Source organism: Neobacillus sp. BF23-41, assembly GCF_041106275.1.
Map to the genome: position 1 here is coordinate 156,756 of NZ_JBGBPR010000001.1, position 17,145 is coordinate 173,900.

The following is a 17,145-nucleotide window of genomic DNA, read 5'->3' on the forward strand; positions in this document are numbered from 1 at the left end:
TTTTAGTCCAACTCTTCTTCATAATCGAAATCAGTATCAACTTGATCATCAAAAAGCCTAATGGTTTCTTCACGTGGATAAATTCCAATCTCACGTGCTTCAGTTTCTGATTTAATATCAATTTTCCAGCCTGTTAGTTTTGCTGCTAGGCGGGCATTTTGTCCTCGTTTCCCGATTGCTAATGATAGCTGATAATCAGGAACAACAACTGTTGTTGCTTTTTCATTCTCGTTAACCATAACATCTAATACTTTTGACGGGCTAAGTGAGTTTGCCACAAACACTACTGGGTCCGCTGACCACTTAACAATATCAATTTTTTCACCCTTTAATTCATTAACAACCGCTTGAACCCTCGCACCCTTAGGTCCAACACAAGATCCAACTGGATCTACCTCATTATTATCCGAGTGGACAGAAATCTTCGAGCGATCCCCTGCCTCACGGGCAACTGACTTAATTTCAACGGTTCCATCATAAATTTCAGGAACTTCAATTTCAAACAAACGTTTTAAGAGACCAGGATGTGTCCGAGATACGAATATTTGCGGCCCCTTGGTGGTCTTTTCAACTTTTGTAATAAATACTTTAATTCGATCATGAGGCTTATAACGTTCATTTGGCATTTGCTCGTTTACAGGTAATAATGCCTCGATTTTCCCGAGACTTACATAAATGAATTTAGAATCGAGTCTTTGAACAATACCAGTCATAATATCTTCTTCACGGTCAATAAATTCCGAATAAATAATTCCGCGTTCTGCTTCTCTTACACGTTGAGTAACCACTTGCTTGGCAGTTTGAGCTGCAATCCGCCCAAAGTCCTTGGGTGTAACTTCCATTTCGACAATATCTTCAACTTGGTAATTTGGTGTGATTTGTCTAGCATCCTCTAAGGAAATTTCGAGACGAGGGTCAAATACTTGATCGACCACTTCTTTTCTAGCAAAAACGCGCATAGATCCTGTCTGTAAATTTAAATCAATCCGAACATTCTGGGCTTGATTAAAATTTCGGCGATATGCTGAAACAAGAGCTGCTTCGATCGCTTCAATTAAAACATCTCTGGAAATACCTTTTTCTCTTTCCAGTATTGTAAGAGCATCTAATAATTCGCTGCTCATCTTTGTGTATCCCCCTATCCTTTATCTATAATTTCATTACGAAAAAGTAACAGCTAATCGCGCGTTGGCTACTTTTTCATAGGGAATTTCAATTGTCTTCTTCCGGGTTTTAATCTTCATTTCGATTTTTAAATGTTGACCATCAAATTCTAATAATGTCCCTTCGAAGCTTTTCTCCCCATCAATCGGTTCATAAGTTTTGATAAAGACACTTTTACCTATTGCCTTTTGGAAATCTTTATCCTTTTTCAATGGACGCTCTGCTCCAGGTGAAGAAACTTCAAGAAAATAGTTATGGGGAATCGGATCAAGCTCATCGAGTTTTTCGCTGAGTTTTTCGCTAACGAGTCCGCAATCCTCAATATCAACACCGTTGTCTTTATCGATATATACGCGAAGAAACCAGCTTTTCCCTTCCTTCACATACTCAATTTCCACTAATTCCAAACCAAGTTCTTGAAAAATAGGCGTAGCCAGCTCTTCTACAACTTCCGTTACCTTGCTCATGCTTTACCTCCTTTTCCGAAAATTTCACCCATATTGTATGTAGTTCACGGAGAGTTTTATCAAGTTACTAAGAAAAAAGATTTATACAAAAACGAAAGAGCGGGTTTCCCCACTCTTGATCACGAGAGTATTTCTTAGTATTTCCAATAAAACTATACCATAACCAACATTTTAATGCAAATAGCGCCCAAAAGCGGAAGCGCCCTGATCTGGGGCGGCCAGTATAAGACAAGAGCTGACAGAAGGCGCTTTTTACCTTCCAAAGCGATTGGCTTATGACTCGAGCCCGTAGACGCTGGAGCTAGATGATAATCCAACTTAAAACAGAGAAAGCTGGTTTTGCTCTGGAAGGGATGATAGGCACCCTTGTTTGTCTAAATATTCAAGGATCGTCTTAGATACCTTTCCTCGTTGCTGTAAATCTTCTTTGGATAAAAATTCTCCTGATTCCCTTGCCTTGACAATATTATAGGCCGCATTCGTTCCTAAGCCTGGAATCGAATTAAACGGCGGTATTAAGGTATTGCCTTCAATGATGAATTCAGATGATGAAGATTTATATAAATCGTAGTTCTGGAAAACAAAGCCCCTTTCAGTCATTTCAAGTGCTAGTTCCAAAACCGTTAATAAGTTTTTTTCTTTGTTTGATGCTTCTAGGCCTTTTGCATTTATTTCTTCTATTTTTGCACGTATCGATTCTGAACCGCGCGACATTGCTTCAATGTCAAAGTCTTCCGCGCGGACAGTAAAATAAGCGGCGTAATAAAGCAGCGGCAGATGTACCTTGAAATATGCAATTCTAACTGCCATAAGTACATATGCAGCAGCATGGGCCTTTGGGAACATGTATTTAATTTTCTTACAAGAGTCGATATACCATTCTGGAACTTCGTTTTTCCGCATCTCTGCTTCCATTTCTTCACTTAAGCCTTTACCCTTACGAACTGATTCCATAATTTTAAAAGCAAAGGATGGGTCCAGTCCCTGATAAATTAGGTAGACCATGATATCATCACGACAGCCAATAACTTCACTAAGATTACATGTTCGATTATGGATTAATTCTTGGGCATTCCCAAGCCATACATCGGTACCATGTGATAACCCCGATATTTGAACAAGTTCAGAGAACGTTGTTGGTTTCGTATCCTCAAGCATTTGCCGAACGAATCGAGTTCCAAACTCTGGAATACCAAGTGTTCCAGTTTTACACATGATCTGCTTTTCAGTTACGCCTAATGACTCCGTCCCGCTGAAGATTTTCATGACTTCAGGATCATCTGTAGGGATTGTTTTCGGATCCATTCCGCTCAGGTCCTGAAGCATCCTAATCACGGTCGGGTCATCATGTCCGAGGATATCTAGCTTTAGGACATTATCATGGATGGAATGGAAATCGAAATGTGTTGTCTTCCATTCTGAATTTCTATCATCTGCCGGGAATTGAATCGGTGAAAAATCATAAACATCCATGTAATCAGGTATAACAATAATACCACCTGGATGTTGACCCGTTGTTCTTTTAACACCCGTACAGCCTGAAGCAAGGCGTTCTACTTCGGCACCACGCAGTTGTAGATTGTTATCCTGTTGATATGCTTTAACATATCCAAAAGCGGTCTTGTCTGCGACTGTACCAATCGTCCCAGCGCGGAATACATTATCCTCACCAAACAGGACCTTTGTATAATTATGGGCCCGCGGCTGGTATTCACCAGAGAAGTTTAAATCGATATCAGGAACTTTGTCCCCTTTAAAGCCAAGAAACGTTTCGAACGGAATATCGTGCCCATCCTTATGGTATTTTCCACCACATTGTGGACAATCCTTATCAGGTAAATCAAAGCCTGAACCGACAGAACCATCATTAAAAAACTCTGAATGCTTACAGGTTGGACACACATAATGAGGTGGTAGTGGATTTACCTCGGTAATTTCTGTCATTGTAGCTACAAGTGATGAACCCACAGATCCCCTTGAGCCTACAAGGTAACCATCATCCAAGGACTTTTTAACAAGCTTATGAGAAATCAAATAAATTACGGCAAATCCATGCCCAATAATACTTTTCAATTCCTTTTCTAACCTGGCTTCCACTATTTCCGGCAAGTTGTCACCGTAAATTCTCCGCGCCATTGCATAACTCATTTCACGCATTTCTTCATCGGCGCCTTCAATTTTCGGTGTATACAAATCGTCTTTAATTGGTTTAATGACTTCAATCATATCCGCAATTTTATTCGTGTTAGTTACAACAATTTCTTTTGCCTTCTCTTTTCCTAAAAATGAAAAAGCATCAAGCATTTCATTAGTTGTCCTAAAGTGAACATCGGGAAGTTCATGGCGATTTAGCGGGTTAGCTCCACCCTGGGAATTAATTAATATTTTTCGATAAATTTTATCATTTTCATTAAGGTAATGGACATTTCCAGTTGCAGCAACTGGCAATCCTAATTTATCACCAAGCGTAATGATTTTCGCAATAATATCTTCCATTGCTTTTTCATCGCTCACCAATTCCATTTCAATCAACGGTGCATTTACTTCTTTCGGCATGACTTCAAGATAATCATAAAAACGTGCAGCGCCTTCCACTTCCTCTGGGGATTTTTGCATCATCCCTTCAAATACCTCACCTTTATTACAACCGGAGCCCACTAAAATCCCTTCCCTGTATTTTTGCAAAACAGATCTTGGTAATCTAGGAACTCGATAAAAATATTCAAGGTGTGATATAGATACGAGTTTAAAAAGGTTTTTTAATCCCGCTTGTGTTTGGGCTAAAAGTGTACAGTGATAAGGACGTGCCCGTTGGTAGGCATTTCCTTTCCCCATATTATCATTAAACTGGTCATGGTATTCAATTCCTTTTTCGAGGGAATCCTTTAACATTTTCAATAGTAGATAACCGGTTGCCTCTGCATCATAAATGGCGCGGTGATGTTGGGTTAATTCAATATCAAACTTCTTAGTTAGTGTATTTAAACGATGGTTTTTCATCTCTGGATAGAGAAATCGTCCAAGTTCAAGTGTATCAATAACAGGATTCTTTGCCTTTTCAAAGCCTATTTTTCTATATCCGACATTGAGGAAACCCATATCAAAGGAAGCATTATGGGCTACAAGAATAGCATCACCAGCCCATTCACTAAAATTCCGAAGAACTACCTCAATTTCTGGGGCGGTTTGGACCATATCATCGGTAATTCCAGTGAGGTTGATCGTTGTTGCCGATAAACGGTGATGAGGATTGGCAAAGGATTCGAAGCGGTCAATGATTTCACCGTCATGTATTTTCACAGCAGCAAGCTCAATAATTGTATTGTACACCGCTGATAGTCCCGTAGTTTCAACGTCAAATACAACATAGGTATCCTCAGCTAGTTGACGATGTGCATCATTATAGGCAATTGGCACCCCATCATCCACTAAATTTACTTCAACCCCATAGAGAATTTTAATATCATTTTTCTTCCCAGCACCATACGCTTCAGGGAATGATTGTGCAACCGCGTGATCGGTTACTGCAATTGCTTTATGTCCCCATTTTTTTGCCTGTGCAATCAGTGCGCTAACAGGTGTGACTGCATCCATTTGACTCATTGGTGTATGAAGATGGAGTTCTACACGTTTCTGATCTTCGGGTGCAGTATCCTTTCGGCCAACAGGCTTAATTTCATTAATATCATTTCCAATCATCACGAGGTCACGAACAAAGGTATCATTCTGAATGCTGCCTCGAACTTTTACCCACATTCCTTTTTTGACAAGCTGGAACAGGGCTGCATCCTCTTTATCGCGTGAAAACATTTTTACCATAATAGAGCTTGTGTAATCAGTTATTTTGAAGGTCAGCAGGGAACGGCCGCTCCTGAGTTCACGTATTTCCGCATCAAAGATAAACCCTTCTACAGCTATTCGTCTTTCTTCATCAACAATATCAATCAGACTTCGGAAATCATTATTATCCTTAATGGTAAGACCAATAGTAAGCGGTCCAGATGGAAGATCACCAGATGCCTGATCCTTTTCAGCTTCTTTTCTCTGCAATTCAACCATTGCTTGAAGTCCGCGTTCTTGATCTTCCTTTTGCTTAGCAAGAAGAAATTGTTGATATTCTTCATTTTTCTCGTTACTTTTTATTACTGTCTCAATCGATAAATTGGGAAATCCAAATGATTGATAGATTTTAGCGATCGTCTCGCCATATTTCCGCTTTAGTGCTTGTCCCTCAGTATCATTACGAACTGAAATTGTAAGCTTATTACCGTTCACTTCGGGAAGTTGTTCATGTAATAGTTTTAAAAGCGGCGGAGCAATTCCATCAATTTGCTGAATGCTATAACTCCAATAATCTCGTAATAATTCCGGTGAAATAATTTGATTTGTTACATTTATATGGAAGGAAATCGTTGCAATGTTTGAAAATGTCCGTTCAAGCTGTGACGTAAACATTACATAAACATTATAGGGAAGTATATTTTCAAATAAAAATTGAAAATGCCACTTTCTAGCTTTTTTTTCCACTAATAACCTTTCAATTTGCGCATTATTGAAATGCACTACAACAGCATCCTCGATCAATTGCAGCTGCTGGAGCAAGAGTTGGAATCGCTCTTTTTTGCCTAGGGCATGTTCGCTCATCGTTCTCTCTCCCATCTATTAAATATCGCTTTTTTTATCTCGTCAAAAAGTAATTATATCATATGACTCAAAATGATTCGGCTTTATTCGACAGAAAAATTTCTCCATTTTAGTTAAATAGTTTTCTTTAAACACAAGAATAGGGACCGTATTAACGGCCCCCAAAATAAATTAAAGTTTACATATTACAAGAAAAACCTTTGAATGTCATTCCAAGTTACAACAAGCATGAGCAGCATTAAGAGAGCGAATCCAATAAAATGAACCATACCTTCCTTTTGACGGTCAATCGGCTTGCCTCTAACAGCTTCGACAGCAAAAAACATTAATCTTCCACCGTCAAGAGCGGGAATAGGTAATAAGTTCATAATACCTAAGTTAATGCTTAAAATCCCTGCCCATTTCATTAAATAATAAATACCCGATTTAGCTACAGAATCTGTTGCTTGGTAAATACCAACGGGACCAGAAAGTGCATCAATTGAAAATTGGCCAGTGACTAATTTACCAACCATTACAAAAATCTGCTTCGTCCAAAAATAGGTTTCTGTGAAACCTGCCTTAATTGCTTGTATAGGAGACTTTTCAACAGGACTATAAACACCAATAAGCCCAATTTTCTTTCCTTCAACCGTTTTTTCAATTGGGGTTACCGTGATATCTAAATCCTTATTGTCACGGCGAATAGAAAAGTCGAGCTTTTCATTTGGATTTTTCCTAATGACCTCCACTACATCAGACCAACTCGAAATTTCTGAACCATTAATCGTCTGGATGAGATCACCTTTTTTAAGACCAGCAGCCATCGCTGCCCCATCAGGAGTTATTTCACCTAACTTAGGTTCATTCGTAGGTACCCCCTGTATAAAAGCAATAATAATAAATAAAATGAATGCAAGTACAAAATTCATCATCGGACCAGCAAAAATAGCCATCGTTCTTTGTCCTAATGTTTTTGATCCGAATTGACGGTCAATTGGAGCAATCTGTGACTCGATTCCATTTTCCACGATGACTGCTTTTGGGTCAATGATAAAGGTTTTTAATACTTCATCTTCATCTTCAGGAAATCCTTTAATAACTAAATCCTTTTCGATATCAGCATATTCCACTTCAACGATCCGACAATTAGGATACTTCTCTTTATTATTTAAGATGATTTTATTTACTTTTTCATCCTTATCAAACAACAAGCCAATACGATAACCAGGCTTTATTTCAATCATTTCTGGGTCTTCGCCAGCCATGCGCACAAATCCACCAATCGGAAGTAACCGAATGGTATAGGTTGTCTCCGCTCGTTTATGGGAAAATACTTTTGGGCCAAAACCAATTGCAAATTCACGGCATAATATACCAGCCCTTTTTGCGAAAATCAAATGACCTAATTCATGAAAGAATACGAGTGCGCCAAAAATCACTATAAAGGCAATAACTGTAGTCAAAATAAAACCACCTTTTTTTTCAGGATAAGAGAGATTCTTTTACTTGCGCTTCCGTTTTTCTTACAGGAGTGAATGAACATATTCTCTTGTTTCTTTGTCTATCTCTTGGATTGAAGTTAGGCTAGGGTGTTCCGTGATTTGGTGGGCGGTTAGGGCTTTCTCAATCAAATCTTCAATCTGCAAGAACCGAATTTTCCCTTCTAGAAAAGCTGCCACGGCCACTTCATTCGCTGCATTCAATACCGTTGGCATCGATCCACCTTTTTTCCCAGCCTCATAAGCAAAACCAAGACAGCGGAATCTCGCAGCATCCATTTCCTCGAAATGCAATTTCCCAATCCTTGCCAGATCCAAACGTTTTGATGAAGGCAATGGCAAACGATCAGGATAGGTGAGCGCATATTGAATTGGCACTCTCATATCTGGCGTTCCAAGCTGAGCAATGATACTGCTATCGTGAAACTCAATCATTGAATGGATGATGCTTTCTTTATGAAGCAGTACATCAATTTTTTCATATGGCATATTGAAAAGCCAATGTGCTTCAATTACTTCTAAACCTTTGTTCATCATTGATGCCGAATCAATTGTGATTTTTGCCCCCATCGACCAATTTGGATGGTTTAGTGCTTGCTCCACGGTAACATTTTTCAATTCTTGCCTGGGGAGGTCACGAAAGCTCCCGCCGGAAGCAGTTAGAATTAATCTTTCAATGTTTTTCTCCTTTTCCCCCTGCAAGGCTTGAAAAATGGCAGAATGTTCACTATCGACCGGAAGGAGTGGTACATTATTTCTTTTAGCCGCATCCATAACTAAATGACCTGCAGTAACCAGTGTTTCTTTATTGGCAATCGCGATTATCTTCCCACATTCAATCGCTTGTAAAGTCGGGTTTAACCCCACACTGCCAAGAACTGCGTTGACAAGAATATCGGCTTTTTCATAAACTGCTGTCTCGATTAGTCCTTCCTGACCAAAAGTGAATTTAATATTAGGAAATTCTGCTTTTAATGTATTACAGTCATGATAGTCTTGTACAGAAACAAGCTCAGGCTGAAATTCAACAATCATTTTTCGAGCCAAATCGATATTTTTACCCACAGAAAAGGCTGCTAATTTAAATTCAGATGGATGCTCACGGATAATATCTAAGGTTTGGGTTCCTATCGATCCGGTTGCACCCAATAAGCTAATGGTTTTCAATAAAAAGTCAACTCCTAAATGTGAAGCGCACGCGCTCTATAACCAAAGGTGAAAAAAATGTAACAAGGGCCAAACAAATAATAGGCTGTCAAATCGATCAAGAATTCCACCATGACCTGGCAAGATTGTACCAGAATCTTTGACATTAAAATGACGCTTAAAGGCTGATTCAACTAAGTCACCAATTTGTCCAAAAACGGAAAGGACGATTGTAATTCCCATTAATGTTAATAGACCGACGTTAATGTTTGAGAGGAGAACAAAGATGACAGCCACAATAACTGCACAGGCGATTCCGCCAATCGACCCTTCAACTGTCTTATTCGGGCTAATTTCGGGCCATAGCTTTGTTTTACCAAGAGCTTTTCCAATAAAATAAGCACCTGAATCAGTAGCCCAAATCATAAATAAAGAATACAAAATATAGACAAGTCCCCCATCCTGCCTCGTTTCAAAGAAAAAGTAAAAGCCAATACCTACATAAATGGCTGATAGGATAGAAAAAGAAACGTCTTCAAATGTAAATTGATTTTTGGTAATAACGGTGTAAGTTAATAACAAAAGAACTAATGCAATACATATCTCTATTTTTGAATAATAAAAGGAATCTAATATGGGATAATATTTTTCGGGAAAGAGCAACACCCACAGAAATAAAAGTGCTAACACACCATTAACCGAAAAAATAGTAAGTTTTTTCATTTTTAATAACTCATACAATCCGATCGTCGCTAAAAAGTAGGTTAATATTACAAGTGGAAATCCACCATAATAGACAATTGGTAAAAATAGTGCAGCTGCAACGACTCCTGTAATGATTCTTTGCTTCATCTAATATTTCATCACCTTTGTTGTTCTATATGCCACCAAACCGACGCTGTCGATTCTGGAACGTTTCAATTGCTTCAAGTAAATGTTCTTCATTAAAGTCTGGCCATAAGACATCTGTAAACCAAAACTCTGAGTAAGCCAACTGCCAAAGCATAAAGTTACTCAAGCGGATTTCACCACTAGTTCGGATTAAAAGATCTGGGTCTGTAAAATTAGCAGTCATTAAGTAGGAAGAAAAGACTTTTTCGTCTAACTCCGTCTCGTTTAGTTTACCACTTTTGCTGTCATTTAAGACTTGCTTCACAGCATCAAGAATCTCAGCTCTGCTCCCGTAATTTAATGCAAAGTTTAATACTAATCCATCATTATTTTTTGTTTCTTCTATAGCTTTTTCTATTGCACGCAGTGTATGTACTGGAAGTTGATTTTTATAGCCCATCATTTTCACTTGAACATTTTCCTCAATTAAATCCGGCAAAAATGTTCCTAAAAATTCATCAGGCAGACTCATAATATATTCGACTTCATTTTTTGGCCTTTTCCAATTCTCAGTTGAAAATGCATACAATGTTAAGGTTTTAATGCCGAGCTTATTTGCTAATTTCGTTGTTTTCCGAACAACCTTCATGCCCTCATGGTGACCAGCAATACGTGGTAATGCCCGTTTCTTAGCCCAACGTCCGTTGCCATCCATAATAATCGCCACATGCTCAGGAACAGGCGATTTTTTTATTTCCTCTATTTTATTTCGGAGTGTGGAAGTGTTATTTCGGTTCTTCCCAAGCCTTAATTTATTAAACATAACATTGCTCCTCCAATTAGTTAATCATTTCCTCCGAAAATTAAATCATATATCAATTCCATTGAAGCATGTGTGTTGTTATGTAATGGACATTTCGGGGTAGCATGTTTTTATCATACCAAAAAAGCAAAAAGATATCTCTAATATTTAACTTATGTAAAAAAACAGAGATTAAGAATAATGTTCAGACAACTTTCAGGGAACAATCAAAAATCCCCAAAATACATAATAAAATAGTGAAAAACCCCCTAAACAGAGGGTTCTTATTTATTAATTAAACTTCCAAAATTTCCTTTTCTTTGTCTTTTGTAATTTGATCAACTTTACTAATATATTCGTCGGTAAGTTTTTGGATATCCTCCGAATGACCGCGAAGACTATCCTCTGTAATTTCACCATTCTTCTCTAGCTTCTTTAATTCGTCATTACCATCTCGACGGATATTACGGATAGCTACCTTTGCTTCTTCTGATTCCTTTTTGACTAATTTTACTAACTCCTTGCGGCGCTCCTCAGTCAATTGTGGAATAGCAAGGCGGATTACCATACCGTCGTTGCTAGGATTTAATCCTAAATCAGATTTAAGAATTGCTTTTTCAATATCTCCAAGGGTGGTTTTATCATATGGTTGAATAACAATAAGCCTAGCTTCAGGTGTTGAAATTCCAGCCATTTGGTTGACAGGTGTTGGTGCACCATAATAATCAATTGTAATTCTGTCCAATAACGAAGCGCTTGCTCTCCCCGCACGGATGCTGGCAAGCTCACGCGAATATGACTGAATGGCTTTTGTCATACGTTCTTTAATGGTAGAGATGACTTGTTTTGGCATTAATGTTTCCCCCTAACAATTGTTCCTATTTTTTCCCCCATAACAGCTCGTTTAATATTCCCCTGCTCCATAATCGAGAAAACAATCAATGGAATATCATTATCCATGCATAAGGAGGAGGCAGTAGAGTCCATAACTGCTAATCCTTCTTTAAGAACATCTAAGAAAGACAAATCTTCATATTTAGTAGCACTTGCATCTAATCGAGGGTCTGCAGAATACACTCCATCGACATTATTCTTCGCCATTAAGATTACTTCAGCATCGATTTCCGCTGCTCGGAGTGCAGCGGTTGTATCCGTTGAGAAATATGGATTTCCTGTACCCGCTGCAAAAATGACTACCCGTTTTTTTTCTAAATGTCTAATTGCACGGCGTCGAATATAAGGCTCTGCCACCTGGCGCATTTCAATAGAGGTTTGCACCCGTGATTCAATTCCTAAGTGCTCCAAACTATCTTGCAGTGCTAAAGAATTCATAACCGTTGCAAGCATCCCCATATAATCGGCGGTTGCCCGGTCCATACCCATTTCACTGCCAATTTTTCCGCGCCAAATGTTACCGCCACCGACAACGACAGCAACTTCTACACCAAGCTCTGCTATTTCTTTAACTTGAATAGCAATCGATTTGATCACAGAAGGTTTAATTCCAAAGCTCGATTCACCAGCAAGTGCTTCTCCGCTCAACTTTAATACTACGCGTTTGTACTTAGGACCGCTCATATAAACCTCCATTTATGTAATTAATTCTTTTTAAAAAAGGGAACACACCGTGTCCCCTATTTAAAAACCTATTTCATTAACATTCCCTTAAAAACTATTTTGTTTTTATGCTAGAGAATAGTTTTTGATTATTTTTTAATTTGATTCATAACTTCTTCAGCAAAGTTATCTTCACGTTTTTCGATACCTTCTCCGACTTCGTAACGGACGAACTCACGGATTGTAGCACCCTTAGATTCAACAAACTGACGTACTTTTTGATCAGGGTTTTTAACGAAAGTTTGATCAAGTACACAAACATCTTCAAAATATTTTCCAAGACGGCCTTCAACCATTTTTTCAACGATTTTTGCAGGCTTGCCTTCGTTAAGTGCTTGTTGTGTTAATACTTGACGCTCATGCTCAACTTCTTCTTGAGAAACTTCGTCACGAGAAACATACTTTGGTTTTAGTGCTGCGATATGCATTGAAACATCCTTCGCAGCATCCGCTTCTGTTGTACCTTCAAGTACTGATAGGACAGAAATGCGGCCACCCATATGAATATATGCTCCAAATGCATCATTGTCTGTTTTTGATGTAACAGAAAAGCGGCGAAGTGTTAATTTTTCACCAATCTTAGCAATAGAAGCATTGATATGATCTGCTACAGTAGCGCCATTCTCCATTGTTTGAGCAGATGCTTCTTCAACAGTTGCAGGCTTGTTCTTTAGAAGATGTGCAGCTAGATCTTTTACAAGAGCTTGGAACGCTTCATTTTTTGCAACAAAGTCAGTTTCAGAGTTTACTTCTAGAATAACTGCATCGTTACCTTCAGTTACAACATATGTTAAACCTTCTGCAGCAATTCGGTCACCCTTCTTAGCAGCCGATGCAATCCCTTTTTCGCGTAAGAAATCAATTGCTTTATCCATATCTCCATCAGTTTCAGTTAGTGCTTTTTTACAATCCAACATACCTGCACCAGTTTTTTCACGTAGTTCTTTAACCATTTGAGCAGTAATTGCCATAATGTAAATTCCTCCTTTATTTTACTATGTATCCATATCTTAGCCAATGACAGCTATTCTAAAACTTTCCAATAAAAACCTTCTTTAAAAAAAGGTGATAAAGGGTCTCCCTCTTATCACCTTTTGATTTAATTAAGCCTGAACTTGTACTTCTTCACCTTGTTTAGCTTCAAGGATAGCATCTGCCATTTTACCTGTTAAAAGCTTAACCGCACGAATCGCATCGTCATTCGCAGGAATAACTACATCGATTTCGTCTGGATCACAGTTTGTATCAACAATACCTACGATAGGAATGTTCAATTTCTTAGCTTCTGCAACCGCGATACGCTCTTTACGAGGGTCAATAATGAAAAGTGCATCTGGAAGTTGTTTCATATCTTTGATACCGCCTAAGAATTTCTCTAGACGCTCTTGTTGTTTCTTTAATTGAACAACTTCTTTTTTAGGTAATACTTCAAAAGTTCCGTCTTCAGACATTCTTTCGATATCTTTTAAGCGGCCAATACGCTTTTGAATTGTTTCAAAGTTTGTTAAAGTACCACCTAACCAACGTTGGTTAACATAGTACATACCAGAACGGCCCGCTTCTTCTTTAACAGAATCTTGAGCTTGTTTTTTTGTACCAACAAAAAGAACTGTTCCGCCGTTACCAGCAAGTTCCTTTACCCAGTTATAAGCTTCTTCAACTTTTTTAACTGTTTTTTGAAGGTCAATGATATAGATACCGTTACGCTCTGTGAAGATATATTTCTTCATTTTAGGGTTCCAACGGCGAGTTTGGTGTCCGAAGTGTACACCAGCTTCAAGCAATTGCTTCATAGAAATGACTGACATGATTTTTCCTCCTAATGGTTTGTTTTCCTCCGCTCACCTCATCTTTAAACAGAAACTGTTATGAACAGCACCATCTGATTAAATCAATGAGCGTGTGTATTAACACCATGAAATAATATAGCATATGTAATAATAACAATCAAGCATTTGTTTAATAAAAAACAAAATCCCCAGTTAGCTGGGGATTAGTTATGATTAATTAGATCTTAATTTATCAAGTTCCATCAGAAACTTATCATTTAAAACTTTGATATATGTTCCTTTCATCCCTAGTGAACGTGATTCAATTACCCCTGCACTTTCAAGTTTTCTTAGTGCGTTAACGATAACAGAACGAGTAATACCAACACGATCAGCTATTTTCGAAGCAACCAATAAGCCTTCACGGCCATTTAATTCTTCAAAGATATGTTCAATCGCTTCAAGTTCACTATATGATAATGAACTAATAGCCATTTGAACTACTGCTTTGCTTCTAGCTTCTTCTTCAATTTCTTCAGACTTTTCTCGTAAAATCTCCATACCTACAACTGTTGCACCATATTCTGCAAGGATTAGATCATCATCGTGGAACTTTTCTTGTAATCTTGCAAGAATTAACGTGCCAAGGCGTTCCCCGCCGCCAATAATTGGAACAATCGTAGTTAAACCTTCTTTAAATAAATCTCTGTTTTCTACTGGAAAAGCAGTATATTGGCTTTCAATATCAAGATTTGATGAGGTTTCTTGAATATTAAATAAACCATTTGTATATTCCTCAGGGAATTGACGATCCTCAAACATCTTTTTCATTCTTTCATTTTCAATTTGCTGATAAATTGAAAAACCAAGTAGTTTCCCGCGACGGCTGACAATGTACACATTTGCTTCAATTGTTTCACTCAATGTCTCGGACATTTCCTTAAAGTTAACCGGTTTTCCTGCTGCCTTTTGCAATAATACGTTAATCCTTCTAGTTTTTGTAAGTAAATCCATCTGTTTCTTCCTCCTAATTAACTACAACCAATATTAAATTATTAATTAATCTTCAAATACTACATTTTAGGGTATTTAAAAATGAACATTTCTTCATACATGGGATTATCAGACGTTCATTTTTATAAGATAAACTGACTTAAATCTTTATTTTTCGAAATAGCACCAAGTTTATCGTCGACATATTGTGGTGTAATAGTTATCTTCTCCATCGAAATTTCTGGAGCTTCAAAAGATAAGTCTTCTAAAAGCTTTTCGAGAATCGTATGAAGACGTCTTGCACCAATATTATCTGTATTTTGATTCACTTCAAATGCAACTTCGGCAATTCTACGAATAGCATCGTCAGAAAATTCAATTTGTATACCTTCTGTTTCCAATAATGCCTGATATTGCTTAATAAGGGCATTATCTGGTTCGATTAAGATTCTGAAGAAATCTTCCACAGTTAGCTTTGTTAATTCTACACGAATTGGGAAACGCCCTTGAAGTTCTGGAATTAAATCGGAAGGTTTCGCCATGTGAAATGCTCCAGCAGCAATAAATAATACATGGTCGGTTTTTACTGACCCATATTTGGTCACTACTGTTGAACCTTCAACTATAGGCAAAATATCTCTTTGAACCCCTTCTCTGGATACATCTGCAGAAGAGCCTCCCGAATTTTTACTAGCGATTTTATCAATTTCATCGATAAAAATAATTCCAGCTTGTTCCGCACGATAAATGGCCTCAGAATTTACTTCATCCATATCAATAAGCTTAGAAGCCTCTTCACTAGTCAGCACCTTGCGAGCTTCACGGACAGTCAATTTTCGCTTTTTGCGTTTTTTCGGCATAAAGCTGCTTAGAGCATCCTGCATATTCATTCCCATTTGTTCAATCCCTGAGCCTTGCAGCATATCAAACATGGATGGAGCTTGCTCATCTACTTCAACCGTAACGATTTCATCCTCTAGTTGACTAAGTGCTAATTTTTCTTTGACAATTTTTCGTTTTTCAGAAATCGAAAAATCCTCTTGATGTGTTTCTGGTTCAGTTGATGTATTCCCGCCTCCGAATAACATTTCAAGCGGGTTTTTATAGTTACTCGTTTTTTTGGCTGATGGCACAAGTAAATCAACTAGCCTGCTGTTGGCATTCTCTTCTGCACGTTCCTTCACACTTTGCATCCGTTCCTCTTTTACTAAACGAACAGAGGTTTCCGCAAGATCTCTAACCATGGATTCTACATCTCGCCCAACATAGCCTACTTCAGTAAACTTTGTTGCTTCCACCTTAATAAAAGGGGCACCCACAATTTTGGCAATCCTTCTGGCAATTTCTGTTTTCCCAACTCCAGTCGGACCTATCATCAATATATTTTTGGGGATAACTTCATCCCTAAGTTTTTCATTTAACAATCCTCTTCTATAGCGATTTCTTAAGGCAACAGCAACCGCTTTCTTAGCATCCTTTTGTCCAATAATATATTGATCAAGTTTTTCAACAATTTGACGAGGGGTTAAATTAGTTGTTTTTCCCATGATAATTAGTCTCCTTCCCGTTATAGCTCTTCAACAATAATGTTATGGTTCGTATAGACACATATTTCAGCTGCTATTTCTAAAGAAGCTTTTGCTATTTCCTTTGCAGATAAATGGTCTCCTGAGTATTTCTTTAAAGCACGTCCAGCAGATAATGCATAATTTCCACCTGAACCAATCGCAAGAATTCCATCGTCAGGTTCAATTACTTCTCCAGTTCCTGAAACAAGCAGCAAATATTCACGATTCATAACAATTAGCATCGCTTCAAGCTTCCTGAGCACTTTGTCACTTCGCCACTCTTTGGCAAGCTCAACAGCAGCTCTTTGAAGGTTACCGTTAAATTCTTCTAATTTTCCCTCGAACAGTTCGAAAAGAGTAAAAGCATCTGCAACAGAACCTGCAAAACCTGCTAATACCTTTCCATTAAATATCTTTCTTACTTTTCTCGCTGTGTGCTTCATCACTACCGCATTACCAAATGTCACTTGTCCATCACCTGACATTGAATATTCACCGTTATGATGGATTGCAAAAATCGTTGTCGCATGAAATTGGTTCATTAAGATGAGCCTCCCTTTGGAGTGATTTCTATTCACATTACCTCGCAGATAAGTATGTAACAGGTGAACTACCATTTACATGAAAGTTATGAAAACTGACTATGTTAACTGGAATATTTGA

General features: G+C 38.1%; 14 protein-coding genes. All 14 read right to left on the minus strand.

The genetic code is table 11. The features are described from left to right. Positions 1–2: 2 nt before the first annotated feature. Positions 3–1,124 carry a transcription termination factor NusA gene (gene nusA / locus AB7942_RS00660; RefSeq protein WP_088086389.1) on the minus strand — a complete coding sequence of 374 codons (1,122 nt, stop codon included), beginning with the start codon at positions 1,122–1,124 and terminating at the stop codon, positions 3–5. A 36-nt stretch (positions 1,125–1,160) separates the two neighbouring features. Then, positions 1,161–1,631 carry a ribosome maturation factor RimP gene (rimP, locus tag AB7942_RS00665; protein WP_098933006.1) on the minus strand — a complete coding sequence of 157 codons (471 nt, stop codon included), beginning with the start codon at positions 1,629–1,631 and terminating at the stop codon, positions 1,161–1,163. A 318-nt stretch (positions 1,632–1,949) separates the two neighbouring features. Next, the gene (locus AB7942_RS00670; protein WP_369445442.1) at positions 1,950–6,275 is read right to left on the minus strand and encodes a PolC-type DNA polymerase III; all 4,326 of its coding nucleotides are present in this window, start codon (positions 6,273–6,275) and stop codon (positions 1,950–1,952) included. A 185-nt stretch (positions 6,276–6,460) separates the two neighbouring features. Further along, a complete protein-coding gene (gene rseP / locus AB7942_RS00675) occupies positions 6,461–7,720 on the minus strand; it encodes an RIP metalloprotease RseP (RefSeq protein WP_369445443.1) in 1,260 nt (419 codons plus the stop codon). A gap of 60 nt (positions 7,721–7,780) precedes the next feature. Continuing rightward, the gene (gene dxr, locus AB7942_RS00680) at positions 7,781–8,923 is read right to left on the minus strand and encodes a 1-deoxy-D-xylulose-5-phosphate reductoisomerase (RefSeq protein ID WP_369445444.1); all 1,143 of its coding nucleotides are present in this window, start codon (positions 8,921–8,923) and stop codon (positions 7,781–7,783) included. 36 nt (positions 8,924–8,959) lie between these two features. Next, complete coding sequence (locus AB7942_RS00685) at positions 8,960–9,754, minus strand: phosphatidate cytidylyltransferase (RefSeq protein WP_369445445.1); 795 nt, start codon at positions 9,752–9,754, stop codon at positions 8,960–8,962. A 25-nt stretch (positions 9,755–9,779) separates the two neighbouring features. Further along, on the minus strand, positions 9,780–10,556 hold the full coding sequence (locus AB7942_RS00690; RefSeq protein ID WP_088086383.1) for an undecaprenyl pyrophosphate synthase: 777 nt from the start codon (positions 10,554–10,556) through the stop codon (positions 9,780–9,782). A 274-nt stretch (positions 10,557–10,830) separates the two neighbouring features. Further along, positions 10,831–11,388 carry a ribosome recycling factor gene (gene frr, locus AB7942_RS00695; protein WP_369445446.1) on the minus strand — a complete coding sequence of 186 codons (558 nt, stop codon included), beginning with the start codon at positions 11,386–11,388 and terminating at the stop codon, positions 10,831–10,833. Then, complete coding sequence (gene pyrH, locus AB7942_RS00700) at positions 11,388–12,113, minus strand: UMP kinase (protein WP_088086381.1); 726 nt, start codon at positions 12,111–12,113, stop codon at positions 11,388–11,390. Before pyrH ends, frr begins: the two co-directional genes overlap by 1 nt. A gap of 128 nt (positions 12,114–12,241) precedes the next feature. Further along, a complete protein-coding gene (tsf, locus tag AB7942_RS00705; RefSeq protein ID WP_369445447.1) occupies positions 12,242–13,123 on the minus strand; it encodes a translation elongation factor Ts in 882 nt (293 codons plus the stop codon). Positions 13,124–13,255: 132 nt separating this feature from the next. Then, entirely contained in the window at positions 13,256–13,960 is a 705-nt protein-coding gene (rpsB, locus tag AB7942_RS00710; protein ID WP_088086379.1) for a 30S ribosomal protein S2, read from the minus strand. Positions 13,961–14,155: 195 nt separating this feature from the next. Continuing rightward, a complete protein-coding gene (gene codY / locus AB7942_RS00715; protein ID WP_335712556.1) occupies positions 14,156–14,935 on the minus strand; it encodes a GTP-sensing pleiotropic transcriptional regulator CodY in 780 nt (259 codons plus the stop codon). Positions 14,936–15,057: 122 nt separating this feature from the next. Then, positions 15,058–16,461, minus strand: coding sequence for an ATP-dependent protease ATPase subunit HslU (gene hslU / locus AB7942_RS00720; RefSeq protein WP_369445448.1), 1,404 nt, complete (start codon positions 16,459–16,461; stop codon positions 15,058–15,060). A 20-nt stretch (positions 16,462–16,481) separates the two neighbouring features. Beyond that, entirely contained in the window at positions 16,482–17,024 is a 543-nt protein-coding gene (hslV, locus tag AB7942_RS00725; protein WP_088086376.1) for an ATP-dependent protease subunit HslV, read from the minus strand. Between the last annotated feature and the right edge of the window lie 121 nt (positions 17,025–17,145).

Excerpts from the sequence above, each read along its gene's own strand:
- hslU (WP_369445448.1), bottom strand. The coding sequence starts at position 16,461 with ATGGGAAAAACAACTAATTTAACCCCTCGTCAAATTGTTGAAAAACTT.
- tsf (WP_369445447.1), bottom strand. The coding sequence starts at position 13,123 with ATGGCAATTACTGCTCAAATGGTTAAAGAACTACGTGAAAAAACTGGT.
- rpsB (WP_088086379.1), bottom strand. The coding sequence starts at position 13,960 with ATGTCAGTCATTTCTATGAAGCAATTGCTTGAAGCTGGTGTACACTTC.
- AB7942_RS00685 (WP_369445445.1), bottom strand. The coding sequence starts at position 9,754 with ATGAAGCAAAGAATCATTACAGGAGTCGTTGCAGCTGCACTATTTTTA.
- hslV (WP_088086376.1), bottom strand. The coding sequence starts at position 17,024 with ATGAACCAATTTCATGCGACAACGATTTTTGCAATCCATCATAACGGT.
- rimP (WP_098933006.1), bottom strand. The coding sequence starts at position 1,631 with ATGAGCAAGGTAACGGAAGTTGTAGAAGAGCTGGCTACGCCTATTTTT.
- nusA (WP_088086389.1), bottom strand. The coding sequence starts at position 1,124 with ATGAGCAGCGAATTATTAGATGCTCTTACAATACTGGAAAGAGAAAAA.
- AB7942_RS00690 (WP_088086383.1), bottom strand. The coding sequence starts at position 10,556 with ATGTTTAATAAATTAAGGCTTGGGAAGAACCGAAATAACACTTCCACA.
- pyrH (WP_088086381.1), bottom strand. The coding sequence starts at position 12,113 with ATGAGCGGTCCTAAGTACAAACGCGTAGTATTAAAGTTGAGCGGAGAA.
- codY (WP_335712556.1), bottom strand. The coding sequence starts at position 14,935 with ATGGATTTACTTACAAAAACTAGAAGGATTAACGTATTATTGCAAAAG.
- frr (WP_369445446.1), bottom strand. The coding sequence starts at position 11,388 with ATGCCAAAACAAGTCATCTCTACCATTAAAGAACGTATGACAAAAGCC.
- AB7942_RS00670 (WP_369445442.1), bottom strand. The coding sequence starts at position 6,275 with ATGAGCGAACATGCCCTAGGCAAAAAAGAGCGATTCCAACTCTTGCTC.